Genomic DNA, 18,645 nt, shown 5'->3' with positions numbered 1-18,645 from the left:
TGTTCAGCTTTCGTTCGCAGGAGCCTGGTCGTTGTGTGCGGGGTCGGCCGTCGTGAAGCGCAGCTTCACACCCGGGGCCAGCTGCGCGGCGATGTCGGTGTCGTCGACGCTGGCGATGATCGGGTAGCCTCCGGTGAGCGGATGATCGGGCCCGAAGAGGACCGGCTGGCCGTTCGGCGGGACCTGGAGGGCTCCGGTGACCGCGCCCTCGCTGGGCAGCTCCCCGGTGCGGGCACGCTCGAGTGGAACGTCACCGTTGAGGCGCAGCCCGACCCGGTCGGATTCGTGGGTGACCGTCCATTCCTGGGACAGCAGGGTGTCGATGCCCGCGGCCGTGAACCAGTCTTCGCGCGGGCCCAGAGTCACGCTCAGTGTCACTGTCTCACCGGGCTGCGGCAGTTCACGGAGCGTTGCCGGAACGGGATCGACGAGGTGGGGCGCCGTGTGCGGATCGTGCACAGCCAGCGTGGCGCCCTTGTCCACAGCGGCCGGTCCGAGCCCGGCCAGAGTGTCGGCAGAGGCGCTGCCCAGGGCGGTCTCGACGTCGATTCCACCGCGCACGGCCAGGTAGCGACGAGTGCCGCGTTCGGCAGGACCGAGTTCGAGTTCGTCCCCGTCGGCGATCGCGAAGGCCTCGCCGAGGCGGGGTGTGAGAACCGTGCCGTCTGCCGCGGTCACGGTGATCGTCCCCTCGGCCCCGGTGACAGCGGCGACACCGTCGCCGGTGAACCGCAGGAGCGCTCCGCCGCCGAAGCTCTCAAGCCCGGCCGCGGTCTCGGCGTTGCCGACGAGACGGTTTGCGCTGGTCAGGGCGGTTCGATCGGCGGCACCTGCCCCGGAGACTCCCATCGACGCGAAGCCGGGACGCCCGAGATCCTGGACGAGCAGCTGCAGGCCCGGACGCAGGACCTCAAGGCGGAGGGGAGCAGTGCTCGCCGAGGCGGTCGACGCGTCATCGTCATGCGCGTTGCCGCCCTCGGCTGCAGCGTCTGACGACGCACCTGCGTCACTCTCGTTCGCCTCCGCCGCCGCTCCGACCGCCACGGTCTCGCGTCCCGCATCGGTGAACGTCACGATCGTGCCCGGTACGAACAGGGCCGGGGGTTCCCGGTCGAGGTCCCACAGCGTCGCGTCGGTGCGTCCGATGAGCTGCCAGCCGCCGGGGGAGGAGCGCGGGTAGACGCCGGTGAATTCCCCGGCCAGGGCCACCGCTCCCACGGGCACGCGGGTGCGCGGGGACGAGCGGCGGGGAACGTCGAAGAGCTCGTCGTCGCCGGCGAGGTAGCCGAAGCCGGGTGCGAACCCGGCGAATGCGACCTCCCAGGTCGCGGCCTGGTGGCGATTGATCACCTCAGCCGGGGAGACGGAGAGGAGGTCGGCCACCTCGGCGAGATCCTCCCCGTCATAGGTCACCGGGATGCTGACCTGGCGGGCTTCTTCCGTCGAGGATTCCGTCCGCGTGAGCCCGCGCACGGCTTCGGCTAGGGCGCTCGCCTGGGTGCGGACGGGGTCGAAGTCGATGAGCACGGTGCGCGCGGCCGGGATGAGCTCATTGACCCCGGGCAGGTCCGCGGCCTCGAGGCTGTGGTGCAGCGCCATCGTCGCGGCGAGGTCCGCGCACTCGACGAGGAGGTGGCGGCGGGATGCGGTATGGAAGGTCAGGGAGTCTGCCTGGGGTGTGTCAGTCATCGGCGGTAGGTGTCTTCCGGTTCGTCGGTGATGAACATCTTGCCTGGTGAGTGCGTGATCGCGAACGGCACACCCGAGGCTTGGATGGCTGCCTGCGGGGTGACTCCGCAGGCCCAGAACACGGGGATGTCACCGTCTTCGATGACCGGGGCGTCACCGAAATCCGGGGAGCTGAGGTCGGCGATGCCGATCTGGTCGGGTTCGCCGATGTGGACGGGAGCTCCATGGACGGCGGGGAAGCGGTCGGTGATGCGCACCGCCTCGGCGACCTGGGCGGCCGGGATCGGGCGCATGGACACGACCATATCGCCGCTGATCCGCCCGGCCGGGGCGCACGCGGTGGTGGTGCGGTACATCGGCACATTGCGGCCGGCGTCCTGGTGGCGGATCGAGATGCCCGCCTCGGTGAGCCCGTTTTCGAAGGTGAAGGAGCAGCCGATGAGGAAGGACACGAGGTCCGGGTGTTCGGCCCACGCCTGCGTGGCGTCGGTGACCTCGCCGGTGAGTTCGCCGTTGTTCCAGATCCGGTAGCCGGGGATGTCGGTGCGGATATCGCTGTAGGGGGCGAGTGCGGATTCGACCTGTCCGGGTTCGAGGACGTCGATGACCGGGCACGGCTTCGGGTTGCGTTGGGTGAACAGGAGGACGTCGAAGGCCCAGTCGGCGGGCACGGAGATGAGGTTCGCCTGGACGAGCCCCGGCGCCATCCCCGAGGTGGGGCCGTCGAATCCGGATCGGATCCGTGCGCGCGCTTCCGCGCCGGTCGCACGCATTGTGTCCATGGCAGAGGTGCCGGAGGTCGGCGTCGTTCGTGCTGGGGTCGTCGCACTCATCGTGCGGCTCCGGCGAAGGCGGCGATCGTGACGCCTTCGGATTCGAGGAGCTCACGGGCGGCACGGGCCATGTCGATCGAGCCTTGGCTGTCGCCGTGGAAGCAGATCGACTGGGCGTCGACGTCGACGAGGCTGCCGTCGATGGCTTCGACCTGGCCGGTCTGGACGAGGCGCAGCACCCGGGCGGCCACGGCTTCGGGGTCATGGAGGACTGCGTTGGGTTCGGACCGGGAGACCAGGGACCCATCGGGGTTGTAGGACCGGTCGGCGAAGGCTTCGGCAGCCACAGCCAGTCCCGCCTCGGCGGCGACGCGGTTGGCGACACTGCCGGCGAGACCGAGGAAGACGAGCGAGTCGTCGACGGCCTTGACAGCGTCGACGACGACCTTGGCTTGGGCTTCGTCGTGGACGATGGCGTTGTACAGGCCGCCGTGGGGCTTGACGTAGGCGACAGTGCCGCCGACGGCCGTGGTCAGGCCCAGCAGTGCGCCGATCTGGTATTCGACCTGAGCCTGCAGGGTCGCAGCCGGCACGTCGAGGGCGCGACGGCCGAAGCCCTCATAGTCGTCGTAGCCGGGGTGGGCGCCGATGACGACCCCGCCCTTCGTGGCGGCGTCGACGGTGGTGCGGATGCCCTCGGGGCTACCGGCATGGAACCCGCAGGACACGTTCGCGCTGGTGACCAGGCCGAGCATGGCCGTATCGTCGCTGACGATGCGGTCGGGGACGTTCTCCCCGAGGTCAGAGTTGAGGTCGATTGTCAGTTCGCTGGTGGTCATGTCAGTTGCAGGCATTGTCACCCTCCGATTCCGATCATTGCGAAGATGGGGCCGATGGACTGCACGGCCGTGTACCACGTGACCAGTGTTGCCGCGGTGCCGATGATGAGCAACCACTTCGGGTACGAATCCGTGCGCAGCAGGCGTGGTCTGAACCAGCCGATGTACATGAAGATCGTCAGGCCGATGGGCAGGATGAGGCCGTTGAAGCCTCCGACGAAGACGAGCAGCGTGGCCGGTGCCGTGCCGAGGACGAGATATGCCGCGAGCGAGACGACGATGAAGGCCACGGTCGCGATCTGCAGCGGCCAGCCGCCGGTGAGGCGTTTGGAGAACGCGGAGAGGAAGGTCGCCGAGGTGTAGGCGGCGCCGATGACCGAGCTCAGTGCCGCGGCCCAGAAGATCGCTCCGAAGATGCGCATCCCGGCATCGCCGAGGACGGCGGCGAAGGCCTGACCGGCCGGGTTCGCCACGCTCGAGTCGAGGTCGAGGGCGACTCCGGAGGCGACGACGCCGAGGATGGCGAGGAACAGGACGTAGCGCATGACGCCGGTGACGAGGATGCCCGAGAGTGCCGAACGCATGACCGAACCGGCGTTCTCCGGGCCGGTCTTGCCCGAGTCGAGGTAGCGGTGGGCGCCGGAGTAGGTGATGTAGCCGCCGACGGTGCCGCCGACGATGGTCGTCACGGTCGCGAAGTTGATGGTGTCGGGGACGAACGACTGCTTGATCGCCTCACCGACCGGCGGGTTCGACACGATGGCGACGATGCAGGTGAGGATGATCATCCCGATGCCGAGGATGAGCACGACGGTGTCGACGACCTTGCCCGCGCGTTTGAACAGGAAGATGCCGATGGCCAGGATTCCGGTGACCAGGCCGCCGAGCTTCGGGTCGATGCCGAGCAGGGCGTTGAGGCCGAGCCCACCGCCGGCGATGTTGCCGATGTTGAACGCGAGCCCGCCGACGACGATGAGGATCGACAGCAGGATGCCCGAGCCCGGGACCGCCGAGGAGGCCAGCTGCGCGGCGCGCTTGCCCGAGGAGGTGACCATCCGCCAGATATTGAGCTGGATGGCGATGTCGATGAGGATCGACACGAAGATCGCGAAGGCGAAGGCCGCACCCATCTGAGCCGTGAATGTGGCGGTCTGGGTGATGAAGCCCGGACCGATCGCCGAGGTGGCCATGAGGAAGATGGCGCCGATGATCGCGCTGCGGCTGATTTTTGCGCCGACGTCGCTCTTCGTCGCGTCGAGTCCGGCAGCGCTGGATCCGTCCGAGGGCGTGGATTCCGGCGGCTGGGATTCCGGTGCGTGTGACATGGGAGTCTCCGACTGTGTGGATGGTCAATTGTGCTTCGTGAGTGTGCCGCGGTGTGACGACAGCGATGTCTGTGTCCTGGACCACTTCACAGAAGTGGTAAACAATCTAGCACGCATTGTTCAACAAACATAGACGGAGGTCACATTTTATATTGCTGTCTGTTGATCGTGAGATCGCCGTCGACGCCGGGCTGTCGTTAGGATGGAGAGGTGAATCACGACATTTCCCTGGTCAACAGGCTGACCGACCGTCTCATCGCAGGAGAGCTGCGCCCCGGCGACCGTCTGTCCGAAACAACGCTGGCCAAGGAATTCGATGTCTCCCGCAATACGCTGCGGGAGGCTTTCCGGGTGCTCGGGGAGCAGGGGCTGGTCACGCACGTCCCGCACCGGGGTGTCTCAGTGGCCTCGCCGAGCACGGCCGATGTCGTCGACATCTATAGGGTGCGTCATCATGTCGAGTGCTCTGTGCTCGAACATGCGCCGCGCAACCATCCGAACGCCGCCCGGATGGAGGCGGCCGTCGACGCGGCGGAGAAGTTCGCTGCCGAGGAGAACTGGCTCGAGGTGGGCACGGCGAATATGGCCTTTCACAATGCCGTCGTCTCGCTCTCGGACAGCAGGCGGCTGATGCGGTCGTTTTCCAATGTGCTCGCCGAGCTGCGCCTGGCCTTCCTCAAGGTAGAAGTCCTCGACTTCCTCCACGCGCCCTTCATCGAACGCAACAAGGAAGTCGTCGAGGTCTACCGCACGGAGGGTTCGGCCGCTGCCGCAGTGCGGCTCGACACCTACTTGGGAGATTCGGAGCGTCAGGTCCTCGGTGCCTACGCCCGCGCCGGCCAGGCCTGAACTTCGCTGACGCCGGCCTCTTCTGGCCGCGCCAGGCCGGCCTGACCTACGCCCGCGCCGGGCAGACGGCAAAGGGAACACGTTTTTCTGAAAAGCACACAGAGGAACGTGAGCCGCTCAGAGGTGAGTGTTCCCATTGGGGCGAGTGTCGCCGCCTTACAGCACGAGGAACTCTATGAATGTGAAAGAACCGCCTCGGCGTGATGCCGGAAGCGGTTCTCTCTGTGCTGTGCACCCCCCGGGACTTGAACCCGGAACCCACTGATTTGGGTTCACTGTTTTCTGCGGTTTCCGTGGGGTTCCGACTTCCGCGAGAATCCGGGGCACCTGGCGGGTGAACACCCCGTATTGTTTCCGTTAGTTTCCGTGGGGTTCCATCCAATTAGGTGGGTAAACGTGGGGTGAGTCGAGTCTCAGACGCTCACACCGATGTATGCGCTCGCCTTCCTCGCGGTCTCGCTGGTCGGCTCGGCAACGGGGTTCGTGATGTTGAACGTGATGTTGCTCGATGGGTCGTGCTCGACCTGCGAGGCTCGATCCTTCCGGCCTGTCGCGTCGATTCCGACATCGGGTGCGCTGAACGCTGCTGCCTTCATGATTGCCTCGGTCTGACGGGCCACGTCGGCCTCCTTCGAGGCGATGCCGGCGGCCAGTCCCTCGGACATGGACTGACCCGAGTAGAACGTCCATCCCTTGCCCGAGAAGGGGCCTTCCTTGGCAGGCGAGAAGGGGAAGAAGTTCCTGATCCGGTTCAAGCCGTTCTTCACGGCGTTGACCGCGTTACTGAACGCATTGACGATACCGTCCTTGAAGCCTTGGATCATGGACCAGCCGGAGTTGTAGAGCTTGGATCCGATGTTCCCCAGCGCAGAGAGCGCACGACCGGGAAGCTGTCGAACGAAGTTCACCGCACCCGTGATCCCGTTGCTCACGGCGGTCTTGATCCCATTCCAAGCGCTTGAGGTCACAGACTTCACTCTCGCCCAAGCGTTCTGGATGCTGGACTTGATGAAGTTCACCCGCGCCTGAACATTTCGCACGACAGAGGTGAACACATTCGAGATCGCGGTCTTGATGGCATTCCAGACGTTTGAGGTCGTGGACTTGATCGTGTTCCAAGCCTTCGAGATCCACTCCTTGACCTTGTTCACGGCATCCGAGACCGAGGTGGTGATCTTGTCCCAGGTGCTCTTGATCCAGTCGACGATGGCATTCCAGATGTTGACGGTCGTGTCCTTGATCCACGTCCATGCGGTCTTGATCGCCTGCACGGTGGCATCGAACACGGCCACGGCAGTGGTCTTGATCCACTCCCAGGCAGCGGCCAGCCAATCGATAAAGCCTGACCATATCTGCTTGCCGACTTCAGTCTGGGTGAAGAACCAGATGAGGAAGCCGACGAGTGCGATGATCGCGGTGATGACGATGCCGATGGGGTTGGCGATCAGGGCGAGGTTGAAGGCACGCTGGGCAATGGCGGCCACCTTCGTCACGGCCGTCCAGGCGGTCGTGATCGCGGTCCAGGCGGCCATAGCTGCGTTGATGCCGAGTACTGCGGCCCCGAAGGCTCCCACGGCCAGCGTGATCGGTGCGATGACCGGCATAAACTGCTTGAGCATGTCGAGGACTGGCTGGATCATCGGGAGGATCTGCTGACCGATGCCGCCGAGCTGCTGGACGAACGAACGCTTGAGCTGGTCGAGCTGAGATCCGAGACCGGAGTTGAGCTCCTGGCCTGCCCTGGTGGCTGCGCCTCCGAAGTCTCCGAGGCCGTCACCGCCGGTCTTGAGGGTCTGCAGGAACTTCGGAATGTCCGCGGTCGACATGTCCTCAAGCGGCCCGCCGAACAGGTCGATAGCGGCGGATGCGCGCTTGCCCGGATCCTGGATGCCGAGCAGACCGTCGACGACTTCGTTCATGGCGCTGCGGCCGCGCTCGCCGCCCACGGCCATATCATCGGCCAGCGTGTCCATGTTGAGGCCCATAGAGCTGAGTGCATCGCTGGCAGTGGTGTCGGACTCGACCATGCGCAGGGAGAGCTCCTTGAGCGCATCGCCCGTCTTATCGATTCCGTACATGCCCTTCTCGGCACCCTGCACGAGCATCGACATGGCGGACTCGCCGGACAGTCCCAGTTGCTCGAAATACGGGCCGTACTCGTCGAGCGCATCGAGCAGGTCACCCTCAAGCCCATCGGAGACCTTCGACGCACCCTGAGCGATCATGTCGAATGCCGCCTGAGCGTCCGGGGCGAGGCCCTGGCGCATCATCTGGCCTGCCACCTGGGCGGCGCGGGATACGTCGATATCGAACGTCTCAGCGACTCCGAGGGCGGCCTCAGTGACCTTGGACAGCTCGGACTCGCTGGCGCCGCGCATGCCCTCCATGGAGCTGATGACCGCACTCACCGAGCCGGTGATATCGTCGATCGAATCACCGTAGCCGTCTGCGAACAGTCCGCCGGCGACCTTGCCGACCCGTGCCGATTCGGCCTCGGTCAGCTGCAGTTTCGCGGAGACTTTGTTCACGGCTCCATCGACGTTGATGGCCGAGGTCATGCCTATGCCGAGCCCGGCAGCGGCGGCGGCTCCTGCGGCGGTGCCGGCGGCCTTCCATTCGGTCGACGAGAGAGCCTCCATCGCGCTCTTGGCATCGCCGGAGAACTTCGAGTCGTCGAGAGTCAGCGCGGAGCTGGCCGCGTTGCTGGCGCCCTTGGCGGCACCGCGGAACTTTGACGGGCTGATCTCGTCGGCGGCGGCGTTCGCGTCTCCGGCGAACTTGCCTGAGTCGAGAGTCAGCGCGGAGGACGCGGCGGCGGAGGCTTCGCCGGCAGCTGCGCGGAACTCGGACGAGTTGAGCTGGTCGGCGGCTGCATCGGCATCGGCGGCGAACTTTGCATCATCGAGCGTGAGCCCGGACGATGCGGCGGCAGATGCCTGGTCGGCTGCGGCCCCGAACTCGGATGCATTGAGAGATCCCTGCGCTTGCTCGGCGTCGGCGTCGAACTTGCCCGAGTCGAGGGTGAGGTTGTCGCTGGCTGCATCGCCAGCCTGGTCGGCGGCTTTGCCCCAGGTGGCTGCCTTGAGGCCGTCCATGGCGTTCTTGAGGGTCGCCTGGAACTTGGAGTCATCGAGGGTGAGGGTGGCGACAAGTTCGCCTACGTTGAGAGCGATAGGTCATCGCCTCCTTTCGCCCAAGTGTGCGTTGAAGTGGTCACTCTCAATTCTACCTGCATCCACGCACATACCCCACCTGATCGTGTGCGAAAACGCACATACTCGCGGGCGCGTGTTTTTGGTCGGCAACCGTTGCCAACACCCCTAGTTCACGCGCACGCGTTTTTGTGATGGCACCGTGCCAACACCACTAATTCGCGTGCGCGTGTTTTTGTGCTGCGGACGTACGAACGGGGTGCCGTTTCAAACGCGACCCCTGTGTCTCCGCGGGCGCCCTCCGGTCTTTTTAACCGATCGGGTGAAAAGGCTTTCGACGCTGTGACCCTGTTTCCGCGGGCGCGTGTTTTTGTGCATGGTTCCGTGACTTCACCCTGTTTCCGCGTGCGCACGTTTTTGGCTTCGTACCGTGCGAACGAACGCTAATTCCCCTTCATCCGTGCGCGCACGTTTTTGTGTCCGGACAGTCCGTAACGAACGTCGAGTCTCCCTCATCCGCGTGCGCGTGTTTTTGGTTCCGAACAGTACGCAACGACCGTTTCCGGGCACACGAAAGCGCCCCCAGCCAACCTCTTGGAGTAGGCGCGCATCACCTGGGGGCGCTTCGTGGTCCAGCTTATCGGCTCACTCTGACACGGCGGCCTCAGCGCTGGTCTCGGTGGACTGGCTGGCGTCGTGGGTCTCGACAAGTGAGCCGGTGCCGTGCATGGCCTTGGCTTCGGCCTGTTGGGCCGAGACCGCCACGAAGATCGGGTCCATGCCGTGGTTGATGCCCTGGACATCCTGCTCGGCATACTTGAGCATCACGTCCGCGTGGGCATGAAGGCCGGCAGCATCCCGAGCTGTCTGCAAAGCGTTTGCAGCGGCGGTTCCACCGATCTCGGCAGCGCGGTCATCGACGGCACGGTGAACATCGGAGGTGTCGGGTGCTTCGTACTCCTGGCCACGGCCCAGCGCGGCCGCCTGCTGGGTCTCGGCGTAGTCAGTCCAGAACTCGTTGATCGCGACGAGAGTGGTGTTGTCGGCGGTGGCGATGATCTGGCCGATGGACAGGCCGGCGTCGAGCTTCCTCTCCACGGCTGCCCACTTCGCCTGCGCCTTGGCAACGTCCGCGGCTTTGTTCCAGTCGAGGCGGGGACGGTACTGGTCGAATGCCTTGGGGTCACGATCGTAGTAGAGCGCTTCCCGATGGCTTGCAACCTCCTTGGCGTACTTGCTGCGGGCGCGCTCTTCTAGCAGCTTGCGCGTCTTGTCGAGACCCTCCTGACTGTACATGTCGTCGGTGTAGCTGCGGGCGGCGCTGAGTTCTTCAGCGAAGCCGTCGATGGTCTTGCGGATCTGTTCTCTGCTGGTGCGCATGGTGGTGTTCCTCTCGGTGGGTGTTCAGTTGATGTGTTCGCCGAACCGGTGCGGTCCGGGGTCTGGGAGGCCGAGGTCGATGACGTGCTGGCGCCACATGGCGTAGGTGGGCCATTCGTCGGGTAGGCCGGGGCTGATGACCTCGGGGCCGTGGGGGTTCGCCTTACCGGCGTTCGATGGGCCGAGGAAGTCATCGTCGCGGGGGTCAACGGCTCCATCTCGAAGGCGTGACCCGATGCGATCGGGAGGCTGACTGACTGGCATCGCGTTTGACTCCTTTGGGTTTGATTTCACGACACACGATTGATGCCGAGGTTTCGGGCCATGATGTCCATGGCCGAGTCTTTGGGTGGCTTGCTCTTGGCGAGCTGCTGCTCGGCCTTCCGGCGCTGACTGATGACCTCGGCGATGTGTTCACCGAAGGCTTGAGTGATCCGGTAGCGCATCCGGCGCGAGTACCGCTTATCGATGTACCGGGCCTTCTCTTCGTACGATCCGGGCGAGTTGAGGAAGTGGTCGATCTTCTTCTGCACCTCGGCCTCATCGAGCGGGGGCAGCTTGTGGCGCTCGACGATGGGCCAGAAGGTCGCGTCGTCAATGTGGACGATCTTCGGCCAGGTACCGGCCAGCTTGTGCAGTTCTTCGGCGATCGCAGGAGTGTCGTAGTCGACGTAGACGATGCCGGGGGTCTTGGCGAGTCGATCATCGACGTGTCTTTCGCCTCGGCGGCGGCTGTCGATGGCGTTGGGGTCGCGGGGGTTCATGAGGTTCGGTCCTCCTTGGGCCGGTTGGTGGGGTTCTGTGGATTGCGTGGATTGTGTGGGGACGTTCTGGACTCTGCGCAGTCGAGGCAGAGGCGGGTGTGCCGGTCGACGAAGACGAACACTGATCCGAGCTCGAGACCGCATCGGGTGCATTCGGAGGTCACGATGACCACCCCACGGAAACGTCGATATTCGCTGACTCCCAATTGGCTTGATCTGGGGTCAAGTCTCGGCCAGAATGTGCGCGCTGACGATCTGACCAGGGGATATGGTGTGTGAACGATGCGGGCTGATCTGATACCGAGTCGCAAACCCCACGTTTACCCACCTGATTGGCTGAGAAAGCGGTCATGACGCCCGCCTATCACTGTTCGGGTTGACCCCCCAGAGCGGGGCAGGTTCTGCCGTCGGTTCGACGGTTCCGTCGGCTCCGTCGGTTCGCTCGGGAGGGGTGATGCCCATCCGACGCCAGACCGGCAGCAGCTTCGCACGGAAGTATCCACGGGGTGAGTCGCCCTGCCGGGTGGAGTTGATCGAGTAGGACGTGGCGAGCATCCGACCGAACCGTTGTGCGGTCAGCGGCTTCCCGAACGCCGAGTACTCACCCCACATCTCGGCATCGTGGGCAATGAGGCGGTCGACGAGTTCGCGGGTCGCCACGAACGGTTCGTCACCCCAGATGATTGCGAGGTGCTTGAGCAGCACCACGGCGGGCTTGTCGATGACCATGCCATCCTCCTTATCCTGCTTGAGTTGCTCGAGATCCGCTTGCGCGAGTTCGTCCACAATCTCGGGCCAGCGGCCGCCTGCGACAACGGCGATGCGCTTGAGCGGAGACCAGCGCTCCTTGGCCCTGCCGATCACCCCGGCCGGCAGGGGTGGACGCTGACCGCCGACCTCTTCGCGGTTGTACTCCGCCCACACCTCGATGCGCTGCTTGAGTGCTTCGGCATCTGCCTCGATGAGCTCCCAGTCCGATTCCTCGACGTTGCCTTCGAGGTCGGGCAGGAGTAGCACGCGGATGATCCGGCTCCGCGTGTCGTCTGGCAAGTTGGGGTTGTTGCCGGCCATGGCGACCGGGCTGAACGTCGGCATCTCCTGAGCGACCCAGCCCTTGTCCTTGTCGGGAGTGAGGACCGGGCGTGTCCCGCCTCGCTTGTATCCCGAGTTGAGGATCGCGAGCAATTCGGCGGTGCCATCGAGTTTCGGGTCAAGCGATCGGTCGGCTTCGTCGATCAGGACGGTGCGCATGCGATCGGCGAGCATCCGGGTCAGCAGCGCCGAGGAACTCAGTGATGCCGCCTGCACGGGGTCGAGGGCGAGGTGTCCCAGATGTTCGAGCACGGTCGTCTTGCCCGATCCCGGCACGGGCGAGTCGAGCAGCAGGCGCGGGGTCGTGTATAGGTCTGAGACGACGTGAGTGTGCACGGTCCACAGGGTGAGCAGGTCGAGGTCGCTGTCGTGCATGGTGTGCACGTAGCGAGCGAACCATGCCCGTACGTCGTCGAGCAGGCCGCCGTCGGTTGCCGCCGCCGACCCCTCTAGGGAACCGACGGGTCCGACGGAACCGCCAATCCGACGGGGTTCGTCGGCCGCGAACGAACCGTCGAGACCGTGTGATCCGTCGTAAGCGTCTGTCATGCTGCGTTCTCCTGTCGTCGGGCGCGTTCTCGTCGGGCTCGCACATCAGATCCATCCCTGCGACGCTTCGCGTCCAATGTGCTGATGAGGTTCTCGAGGAATGCGGCGCGGATCGTCATGATGTCGCCGTCCGCCTTGGCGAGCTCATCGGCGATGTGTTCCCTGAGCCCTCTCAGGAACTCGTTGTCGTTCGCCTTGGCTCGGGCGAGGGCCGCGTTCCAGCCGTCGAAGTGGCCGTCCTTGTGACCATCCCTGTAGCCGCGCTTGTAGCCCTGCTGCTGGCCGTATTCGGACGCGGAGAAGTAGACCCCGATCCAAGGGCGCGGGTCCGGCTTCGGCTCACTCATCGTCACCACCTCCGTCGAGGTCGCCGATGATCTTGTGCCAGCGTTCGCGCAGTGCCTCACGCGAGTCGATGCCGTGCTTCTCGAGGAAGTCGTAGGGTGCGCTGACCATGATGAGCAGCTGGGCGATCGTCACGGACAGGACGGGCATCATCATGGAGTCCGGGACGGCCTTGAGGTGGGGCACGATGTCGGACCACTCGGGGCTCTCGTCGCCGATGAGGTCGATGAGATCGAGGAAGAGACGACGTTGAACCTCGGCGGTCTCCGTGGCATCGCCGACACCGATGGGGATGCCGTTCTCGTCGTAGGTGATGTAGATCTTGTCAGACACCGAGACCGACCCCCTGGTGATTGTCACGAAGGCGTGCGACGAGATCCCAGCGGCCTGCGCGGCAGAGTGCGCGCTCGGCTGCGACCAGCGAAGGGAAGCCGGCGCGAGCGACGGTCATGCACGTCCAGACTTCGCCGAGGTCGGCCAGCCATTCGAGGGTTTCGATGCGGTCGTTGGCGCACTTGATGCAACCGGGGTGGAAGCCGAAGTGAGTATCGCAGTTCACGCCGACTCACCTCCCGGCATCGGGTGGAACATGCGACGAGTCGACGCCACAAGGTGCGTCATCCCGTCGTCGCCTGCGACCGGGACGGTGCAGTGCTCGTCGTGGTAGGCGGGCGAGCCGTCCGAATAGAACCGCGCCTGCTCATAGGTGTTGGAGTGCGGAGCCTCGGCGCCGCTCTCCGTGAGTGGAGGAGCGAGCCGGTAGGGCACCTGGGACTGCAATGCCGTGTGCATGGAGCTGCGGACGTTGGCGATCATCGTGAGGACGTGGGAGTCGTCATCCACGTCGTGATTGAGGGCCAGTTCCTCGGTGATGTAGTCCAGAATATCGATGCCGGCGAATGCGACGTGCTTGAGAGCGTCGAGCGGGGTAGGGGTGTTCATGCGGAGACCTCCGAATCGAGAGCGGTGGCGGCGTGGAGCGAGCGGCCGGTGGCGTCTTGGACCAGGGCGATCGGCAGATAATCCATTTCGAGCATCTGTCCATCTACGTTCTGCCGCCTCGGGTGTCGTCGCCACATGTCCGGAAAGAACACCTCTGCGGCGATAGCGTCTGCGGCAACCTCCCTGAGCACATCGAGCTCATCGGCGGTCGCGTCAGGAACGCTGCGCAGTTCGAGGTCGTAAGGCTCTGATCCGTGGTAGCGCCAGAACATACCGATGTGCACAAGCGCGGTGTCGTCGCTGATGCTGGCGATGTGCCGCCGCTGGAAGTTGCACTCTGCAAATCGGAGTCCGATCGCATCGGCGAACTTGGCGATAGCGTATGAGGACGCTCCCGATCCCTCGTGGGTGAAGAACTGCGGTTCGTAGATGCCGTGCCAGTCGTACGCGGCAAGCATGGTCGTGCTCATCGCTGACCACCCGCCTCGGAATCAAGGGCGCGGGTGCACGGGCAAGCTTCACCGACCTCGTGGTGGTAGCCGGCGCAGCGGTCGTCCGGGCAGCGGCAGTCGTCCTGTCGGTGGTCGACTGTAGAATCAGATGTAGCGTTATAGGTGGTCATTTCAGCTCCTTGCTGGATTGATCTAGGCGGCCTTGCCGGGGGACTGTTTGGCGACATTCCCGGCAGGGTCGTTTTCTTTGCCATGGCGCACTCGACAGACTGAACCGGCGCGTGCGCTGAGAGACTTCGGATCCCAGATCGGTTGATTGCAGTACTGGCAGCGGCCTGTCACAGCGAGTCCCAGGCTGTCCGCAATGTCGCGGAGCTCAGCGAGCCGCTGGTCCGTCTCTCGGGTGGATCGTTCACTGTTCATGGCGGTCCCCTCACGCTGCCGGCTTCGGGTCGAGCTGGGACTCTTCCCACTCGATGACGTCAGCGAGGCGGTAGCGGACGTGGCGGCCGATGCGCATGATGCGCGGGCCTGTGCCGTTCATGTTCCAGACGTAGACGGTCTGCAACGGCACACCCTCGCGCTCGGCGAGCTGGCGCGGCGTCAGGTGCGCACCGTTTACGTCCGTGACTGACGAGACGGATGCCTGAGCAGTTGATGCACTCACGGATCTCTCCTTTGCTGTTATGGGAAATTGTCGGTATCTCCGTGTCCCACAATGACACCGTAGCATAAATTGTTGACATGGGATAGAAACTCGCGGGAAGATGTAAATATGGGAAATGATGAATGGCGGAAGTCGTGGGTCGACACGATCGCCAAGCGAGTGAAAGAGATCCGCGCCGAGAAAGGTATGACGGGATCGGACTTAAGCGAGCGGACCAGGGAGCTCGGCTATGAGATCCCTCGGAGCACGCTCGCCAATATCGAGATCGGGCGCAAGAGTGCGATCGGCGTCCACGAAGTCGCCATACTCGCCGCTGCCCTTGATGTGCCACCCATAGCTCTCCTGTTCGACTACGCGACCGGAAAGAAGTTTGAGGTGCTGCCGGGGGTTGAGAGATCGGGCATCGAGGGGGTCGAGTGGTTCGCCGGCAACTGGCCGTTACTTCCAGCAGGGGGACTGGGCGCACTGCCGTCCGCGAGCCCATACGAGGGCGAAGCGTTCAGCCAGGGCGCGGACAAATGGGCAGATGAGATTGAGACCTCAAGGCTCTTGGCGCTCCGGAACTTCGAGGCCGCAATGGAGAGATATCATGGCGCCGTCAGCTTCCTTGAGAAGGTGGAACGAGACTACGAGGACGTGTCATTTGGGCGACCGCCTCGGTACGGTGCGGCATCGGCGCGGAATGCTCCGCGCACTCCGGACGACTATCGCGAAGAGGTCGACATTGCTCAGCAGAGGGTCGATCTGCGGCTAAGGGATGCAGTACAGGCGTTGCGCTCTGCATACATCTACGGCGTGATCCCACCTTCGATTGACGCCAAGATTCGGCGGGATACGACCGAGGGAGGCCTGTTCGACGAACGACTTGAAGGTTGGCTAGAAGAGCTCAAATTGCAGGTATTCGGGAACAGGGAGAATGACGATGAGTAGGCCACGGCTCGAGCTCGGCACATGGGGCAAGATCACGCGCACCGAGGTCGCAGACGGCAAATGGCGGGCTCGGGCACGGTTCCGCGACTTCACCGGCAAGACGAAGCAGGTCGAGGCATACGGTCCCAGTGGAGCCAAGGCCGAGAGGAAGCTGCTCGCGAACCTGCGCGGCCGCGTCGAGTCCGCCGGCGACACGATCAGCGGCAACACCACGGTGACCGCGCTCGGCAAGATCTGGACCGAGAACCTCCGCGGATCCGATGACCACACTGAGCAGACCCTCGAACGCTATGAGTCCATCGTCGAGAACATCATCGGCCCGGCGCTGGGGGAGTACCTCATCATCGAGGCCACGGTCTCCCGCGTCGACCAGTTCCTGCGCGCACTGGCCGGCAAGACGCCAGGCAGGGCCAAGACCACGAAGTCAGTGCTGACGAGCATGTTCGACCTGGCCGTGCGCCACGATGCTCTTCGCACGAACCCGGTGCGCGAGGTGCGCCTACCCGCCCGGAAGCGGAAGCCCGTGAAGGTGCTGACGATCGACGAAGTGAGTGAGCTGCGCGAGGGTCTGCGCAAGTGGCAGGGCGCCGAGGGCGTGAAGGGGCCGCGGCGATCCTCCGAGCTGCTCGACGTCGTGGACGTGATGCTCGGGACCGGGATGCGCATCGGCGAGGTGCTGGCCCTGCGCTGGTCCGATGTGGACCTCGGCGAGCACCCGAGCCTCACGGTCACCGGCACGCTGGTTCCGATCAAGGACAAGGGGCTGACTCGGCAGGCTCACACTAAGACGGCCAGCGGGTATCGTGTGCTCACCCTGCCGGCGTTCGTCGTCGACGTGCTGCTGCGCCGTAGCGTCGAGGCGATCCCCACGGAGACGAACGCGGTGTTCCCGTCTGGGGCCGGGACGTGGAAGTGGCCGAACAACTACCGGCGCACCCTGCGCGCTGCGCTCAAGGAGCTCGAGACTACGACGAGCATCACCCCGCACGTGTTTCGTAAGTCGGTGGCTACGCTCATCGACGCTGAGGCCACGCTCGAAGCTGCGGCGGCCGTGCTGGGCCATTCGGGGACCGGAGTCACCTCGGCGCACTATGTGGCGAAAGCGGCAACCGCACCTGATATGTCGTCAATCCTCGATCAGTTTGGCAGGAAGTCGAACGAAAAAGATGGGTAAGCGTGGGGTCGCTGACTCCGTATAGAAATAACGAAGGCCCCTCACCGGACGTTATGCCTGGTGAGGGGCCTTATTTCGTGTGCACCCCCCGGGACTTGAACCCGGAACCCACTGATTAAGAGTCAGTTGCTCTGCCAATTGAGCTAGAGGTGCGTGCCGCGCATGCCGCGCAACGAGAATTAATATTACTCAGGTGTCGACCGATCATGCAAACCGAGATCGGCCCATATTCGATTTTGTGATGAAGGTCGCAAGCCCCAGGTCAGAGGTGCGTTTCCGCCTCGGTGCCCTGCGGCCACGCGCAACCTCTACAGGTACATCCCGGAACTCGACTGCTCGGCCGGTTCGGAGATCGCGTGGACGTCGCGCTCACGCAGGAGCACGTACGCCCGCCCCTCGAGCTCCACCTCGGCGAGCTCCTCCGGATCGTAGAGGACGGTATCGCCGAGGTTGGCCTGCCTCACGTGCGGACCCGCCGCGACGACCTTGCCCCAGACGAGGCGTCGGCCCATGCTCGCGGTGGCAGGGATGACGATGCCCGCCGAGGACTTGCGCTCTCCGGCTTCCGCGCCGGGTTCGAGCAGGATCCGGTCATGGAGCATCCGGATCGGCAGAGCGGCATCAGCCACGCTTGCGCCCGGACAGACCGACGATGAGCGCTGCCACACCGAGCACGGCGCCTGCACCGAGAGCGATGATCTCGGGCTTGGGTGAACCGTCTTCCTCAACGACCTCGGACTTCGCCTTGTTGACGGCGCGGGTCGCCAGCACCTTCGGGTGGATGCGGCCGACGAGCTCGTCGATGTTGTCCGCGATGCGCTCCTCGCGCAGACGGATCGACTCCGCCAGCTGCGAAGGTGTTGCCTGGTCGACGGTCACATCTGAGGTGTAGACGTTGTCAGTCATCGGGTCGAGTCCTCCCGGTCGAGAATGCATTCCTGCGCCTGTGACCTTGTGCCACAGTGCTTCGCTGTCCAGCTTAGCCGCTGGGAACTGCGAGTGTCAGATATCGAGGGCGGTTCGACGGAATCTTAGGATTTCGACGGTCGCGTCGTCGGGCATGGCGGGGTAGTGCCCGTGCAGATTCGCGATGTACCGGTCGAGTGCTGACGCGCGACTGAGTCCGAGGTCGGTCGCGGTGAGTTCGTCGAGGCGCTTCGCGGTCACCGAGGTGATGTCGACAGGGACGGTGCCGTGATCAGTGTCCTCGAAATAGGCCAGTGCAGGACCCGGGCGATGGGCTTCGTTCCACCGTACCGTCAGCGTCTTCGTCCCATCGATGACCGAGCCGTGATAGCGGGCGTTGAATCGCAGCAGCCGCATGGGTGCGGCGTCGGGGTGGCGGTAGGCGTGGGGGAGGAGCGCGGGGATGGGTGCGATCGACCGTTGGCCTGTGGCGTCCGGGAACGCAACGAGGGCGTCGGGGTGGAGGTCGAGGATGACCTGCCGGCAGCGTCCGCAGGGAGCGAGCAGACCCCGATTGTGGTCGCCGACCGCGGCGATGGTGACGAGCGGGCCCGCACCCAGGGCGGCGGCAGCGCCGATCACCACGAGTTCGGCACAGGGGCCGCCGGTGAAGTGGTCGACGTTGACTCCGGTGTGAATGCGGCCTGTGGTGTCCATTGCGGCTGTGGCGACTGTGTGGTTCGCATCGGTCCCGAGCGTCCGGGCGAGGTCCTCGGCCGCAGCGATCACGCGCAGCTCGGAGTCGAAGAGATCCATG

At 64.6% G+C, this 18,645-nt stretch carries 21 protein-coding genes and 1 tRNA gene; 3 read left to right on the top strand and 19 right to left on the bottom strand.

Annotation, left to right across the window (positions count from 1 at the left end):
* Nucleotides 1-3: 3 nt before the first annotated feature.
* The 4 genes from L1F31_RS12930 to L1F31_RS12915 are packed head-to-tail and all read right to left on the bottom strand — an operon-like array spanning nt 4 to nt 4,626.
* Entirely contained in the window at nt 4-1,689 is a 1,686-nt protein-coding gene (locus L1F31_RS12930; RefSeq protein ID WP_265417686.1) for a 5-oxoprolinase subunit B/C family protein, read from the bottom strand.
* Nucleotides 1,686-2,462 carry a putative hydro-lyase gene (locus tag L1F31_RS12925; RefSeq protein WP_265420440.1) on the bottom strand — a complete coding sequence of 259 codons (777 nt, stop codon included), beginning with the start codon at nt 2,460-2,462 and terminating at the stop codon, nt 1,686-1,688. The genes L1F31_RS12930 and L1F31_RS12925 overlap by 4 nt, the downstream gene beginning before the upstream one ends.
* Nucleotides 2,463-2,518: 56 nt before the next feature.
* On the bottom strand, nt 2,519-3,301 hold the full coding sequence (locus L1F31_RS12920) for a LamB/YcsF family protein (RefSeq protein WP_265417685.1): 783 nt from the start codon (nt 3,299-3,301) through the stop codon (nt 2,519-2,521).
* Between the two features lie 17 nt (nt 3,302-3,318).
* Nucleotides 3,319-4,626, bottom strand: coding sequence for an NRAMP family divalent metal transporter (locus L1F31_RS12915; protein ID WP_429860928.1), 1,308 nt, complete (start codon nt 4,624-4,626; stop codon nt 3,319-3,321).
* 210 nt (nt 4,627-4,836) lie between these two features.
* On the opposite strand from L1F31_RS12915, the gene L1F31_RS12910 reads away from it, so the two are divergent.
* On the top strand, nt 4,837-5,475 hold the full coding sequence (locus L1F31_RS12910) for a GntR family transcriptional regulator (protein ID WP_265417684.1): 639 nt from the start codon (nt 4,837-4,839) through the stop codon (nt 5,473-5,475).
* 413 nt (nt 5,476-5,888) lie between these two features.
* Here L1F31_RS12910 and L1F31_RS12905 read toward each other — a convergent pair whose 3' ends face one another.
* From L1F31_RS12905 to L1F31_RS12855, 11 genes are all read right to left on the bottom strand, one after another.
* The gene (locus tag L1F31_RS12905; RefSeq protein WP_265417683.1) at nt 5,889-8,570 is read right to left on the bottom strand and encodes a phage tail tape measure protein; all 2,682 of its coding nucleotides are present in this window, start codon (nt 8,568-8,570) and stop codon (nt 5,889-5,891) included.
* Between the two features lie 702 nt (nt 8,571-9,272).
* On the bottom strand, nt 9,273-10,007 hold the full coding sequence (locus L1F31_RS12900; protein ID WP_265417682.1) for a hypothetical protein: 735 nt from the start codon (nt 10,005-10,007) through the stop codon (nt 9,273-9,275).
* A gap of 24 nt (nt 10,008-10,031) precedes the next feature.
* On the bottom strand, nt 10,032-10,271 hold the full coding sequence (locus tag L1F31_RS12895) for a hypothetical protein (RefSeq protein ID WP_265417681.1): 240 nt from the start codon (nt 10,269-10,271) through the stop codon (nt 10,032-10,034).
* Between the two features lie 26 nt (nt 10,272-10,297).
* On the bottom strand, nt 10,298-10,771 hold the full coding sequence (locus tag L1F31_RS12890; protein WP_265417680.1) for a hypothetical protein: 474 nt from the start codon (nt 10,769-10,771) through the stop codon (nt 10,298-10,300).
* 348 nt (nt 10,772-11,119) lie between these two features.
* Entirely contained in the window at nt 11,120-12,412 is a 1,293-nt protein-coding gene (locus L1F31_RS12885; protein ID WP_265417679.1) for a DUF3631 domain-containing protein, read from the bottom strand.
* Nucleotides 12,409-12,759 carry a FliH/SctL family protein gene (locus tag L1F31_RS12880; RefSeq protein ID WP_265417678.1) on the bottom strand — a complete coding sequence of 117 codons (351 nt, stop codon included), beginning with the start codon at nt 12,757-12,759 and terminating at the stop codon, nt 12,409-12,411. The genes L1F31_RS12885 and L1F31_RS12880 overlap by 4 nt, the downstream gene beginning before the upstream one ends.
* A complete protein-coding gene (locus L1F31_RS12875) occupies nt 12,752-13,090 on the bottom strand; it encodes a hypothetical protein (RefSeq protein ID WP_265417677.1) in 339 nt (112 codons plus the stop codon). The genes L1F31_RS12880 and L1F31_RS12875 overlap by 8 nt, the downstream gene beginning before the upstream one ends.
* Nucleotides 13,083-13,316 (bottom strand): hypothetical protein, encoded by a 234-nt coding sequence (locus tag L1F31_RS12870; protein ID WP_265417676.1) that lies wholly within the window; start codon nt 13,314-13,316, stop codon nt 13,083-13,085. The genes L1F31_RS12875 and L1F31_RS12870 overlap by 8 nt, the downstream gene beginning before the upstream one ends.
* Nucleotides 13,313-13,699, bottom strand: a complete 387-nt coding sequence (locus L1F31_RS12865; RefSeq protein WP_265417675.1) for a hypothetical protein — start codon at nt 13,697-13,699, stop codon at nt 13,313-13,315. The genes L1F31_RS12870 and L1F31_RS12865 overlap by 4 nt, the downstream gene beginning before the upstream one ends.
* Nucleotides 13,696-14,169 carry a hypothetical protein gene (locus tag L1F31_RS12860; RefSeq protein WP_265417674.1) on the bottom strand — a complete coding sequence of 158 codons (474 nt, stop codon included), beginning with the start codon at nt 14,167-14,169 and terminating at the stop codon, nt 13,696-13,698. The genes L1F31_RS12865 and L1F31_RS12860 overlap by 4 nt, the downstream gene beginning before the upstream one ends.
* 415 nt (nt 14,170-14,584) lie before the next feature.
* Entirely contained in the window at nt 14,585-14,818 is a 234-nt protein-coding gene (locus L1F31_RS12855) for a helix-turn-helix transcriptional regulator (protein WP_265417673.1), read from the bottom strand.
* 108 nt (nt 14,819-14,926) lie between these two features.
* Between L1F31_RS12855 and L1F31_RS12850 the strand changes: the two genes are divergently transcribed.
* Together L1F31_RS12850 and L1F31_RS12845 are read left to right on the top strand one after the other, a co-directional pair.
* Nucleotides 14,927-15,748 carry a helix-turn-helix domain-containing protein gene (locus L1F31_RS12850; protein WP_265417672.1) on the top strand — a complete coding sequence of 274 codons (822 nt, stop codon included), beginning with the start codon at nt 14,927-14,929 and terminating at the stop codon, nt 15,746-15,748.
* Nucleotides 15,741-16,922, top strand: coding sequence for a tyrosine-type recombinase/integrase (locus L1F31_RS12845; RefSeq protein WP_265417671.1), 1,182 nt, complete (start codon nt 15,741-15,743; stop codon nt 16,920-16,922). Before L1F31_RS12850 ends, L1F31_RS12845 begins: the two co-directional genes overlap by 8 nt.
* 80 nt (nt 16,923-17,002) lie before the next feature.
* On the opposite strand, the gene L1F31_RS12840 is transcribed toward L1F31_RS12845, so the two are convergent.
* From L1F31_RS12840 to L1F31_RS12825, 4 genes are all read right to left on the bottom strand, one after another.
* Nucleotides 17,003-17,075 (bottom strand) — tRNA-Lys (locus L1F31_RS12840).
* 155 nt (nt 17,076-17,230) lie between these two features.
* On the bottom strand, nt 17,231-17,551 hold the full coding sequence (locus L1F31_RS12835) for a GroES family chaperonin (RefSeq protein ID WP_265417670.1): 321 nt from the start codon (nt 17,549-17,551) through the stop codon (nt 17,231-17,233).
* Nucleotides 17,544-17,828 carry a DUF3618 domain-containing protein gene (locus L1F31_RS12830; protein ID WP_265417669.1) on the bottom strand — a complete coding sequence of 95 codons (285 nt, stop codon included), beginning with the start codon at nt 17,826-17,828 and terminating at the stop codon, nt 17,544-17,546. The genes L1F31_RS12835 and L1F31_RS12830 overlap by 8 nt, the downstream gene beginning before the upstream one ends.
* 96 nt (nt 17,829-17,924) lie before the next feature.
* Nucleotides 17,925-18,644, bottom strand: coding sequence for an ASCH domain-containing protein (locus L1F31_RS12825; RefSeq protein WP_265417668.1), 720 nt, complete (start codon nt 18,642-18,644; stop codon nt 17,925-17,927).
* Nucleotide 18,645 lies beyond the last annotated feature (1 nt).

It is taken from the genome of Brevibacterium spongiae, from assembly GCF_026168515.1.
Lineage (GTDB): Bacteria > Actinomycetota > Actinomycetes > Actinomycetales > Brevibacteriaceae > Brevibacterium > Brevibacterium spongiae.
The sequence above is the reverse complement of the archived record's forward strand: the minus strand, read 5'-3'. Positions and strand labels throughout refer to the sequence as shown.

Bases quoted from the DNA above. Each gene is read 5' to 3' on its own strand.
- L1F31_RS12850 (WP_265417672.1), top strand. From the start codon at position 14,927: ATGGGAAATGATGAATGGCGGAAGTCGTGGGTCGACACGATCGCCAAG.
- L1F31_RS12900 (WP_265417682.1), bottom strand. From the start codon at position 10,007: ATGCGCACCAGCAGAGAACAGATCCGCAAGACCATCGACGGCTTCGCT.
- L1F31_RS12830 (WP_265417669.1), bottom strand. From the start codon at position 17,828: ATGACTGACAACGTCTACACCTCAGATGTGACCGTCGACCAGGCAACA.
- L1F31_RS12885 (WP_265417679.1), bottom strand. From the start codon at position 12,412: ATGACAGACGCTTACGACGGATCACACGGTCTCGACGGTTCGTTCGCG.
- L1F31_RS12920 (WP_265417685.1), bottom strand. From the start codon at position 3,301: ATGACCACCAGCGAACTGACAATCGACCTCAACTCTGACCTCGGGGAG.
- L1F31_RS12845 (WP_265417671.1), top strand. From the start codon at position 15,741: ATGAGTAGGCCACGGCTCGAGCTCGGCACATGGGGCAAGATCACGCGC.
- L1F31_RS12905 (WP_265417683.1), bottom strand. From the start codon at position 8,570: ATGGACGGCCTCAAGGCAGCCACCTGGGGCAAAGCCGCCGACCAGGCT.
- L1F31_RS12930 (WP_265417686.1), bottom strand. From the start codon at position 1,689: ATGACTGACACACCCCAGGCAGACTCCCTGACCTTCCATACCGCATCC.
- L1F31_RS12860 (WP_265417674.1), bottom strand. From the start codon at position 14,169: ATGAGCACGACCATGCTTGCCGCGTACGACTGGCACGGCATCTACGAA.
- L1F31_RS12890 (WP_265417680.1), bottom strand. From the start codon at position 10,771: ATGAACCCCCGCGACCCCAACGCCATCGACAGCCGCCGCCGAGGCGAA.
- L1F31_RS12925 (WP_265420440.1), bottom strand. From the start codon at position 2,462: ATGCGTGCGACCGGCGCGGAAGCGCGCGCACGGATCCGATCCGGATTC.
- L1F31_RS12915 (WP_429860928.1), bottom strand. From the start codon at position 4,626: ATGTCACACGCACCGGAATCCCAGCCGCCGGAATCCACGCCCTCGGAC.
- L1F31_RS12895 (WP_265417681.1), bottom strand. From the start codon at position 10,271: ATGCCAGTCAGTCAGCCTCCCGATCGCATCGGGTCACGCCTTCGAGAT.
- L1F31_RS12880 (WP_265417678.1), bottom strand. From the start codon at position 12,759: ATGAGTGAGCCGAAGCCGGACCCGCGCCCTTGGATCGGGGTCTACTTC.
- L1F31_RS12865 (WP_265417675.1), bottom strand. From the start codon at position 13,699: ATGAACACCCCTACCCCGCTCGACGCTCTCAAGCACGTCGCATTCGCC.
- L1F31_RS12825 (WP_265417668.1), bottom strand. From the start codon at position 18,644: ATGGATCTCTTCGACTCCGAGCTGCGCGTGATCGCTGCGGCCGAGGAC.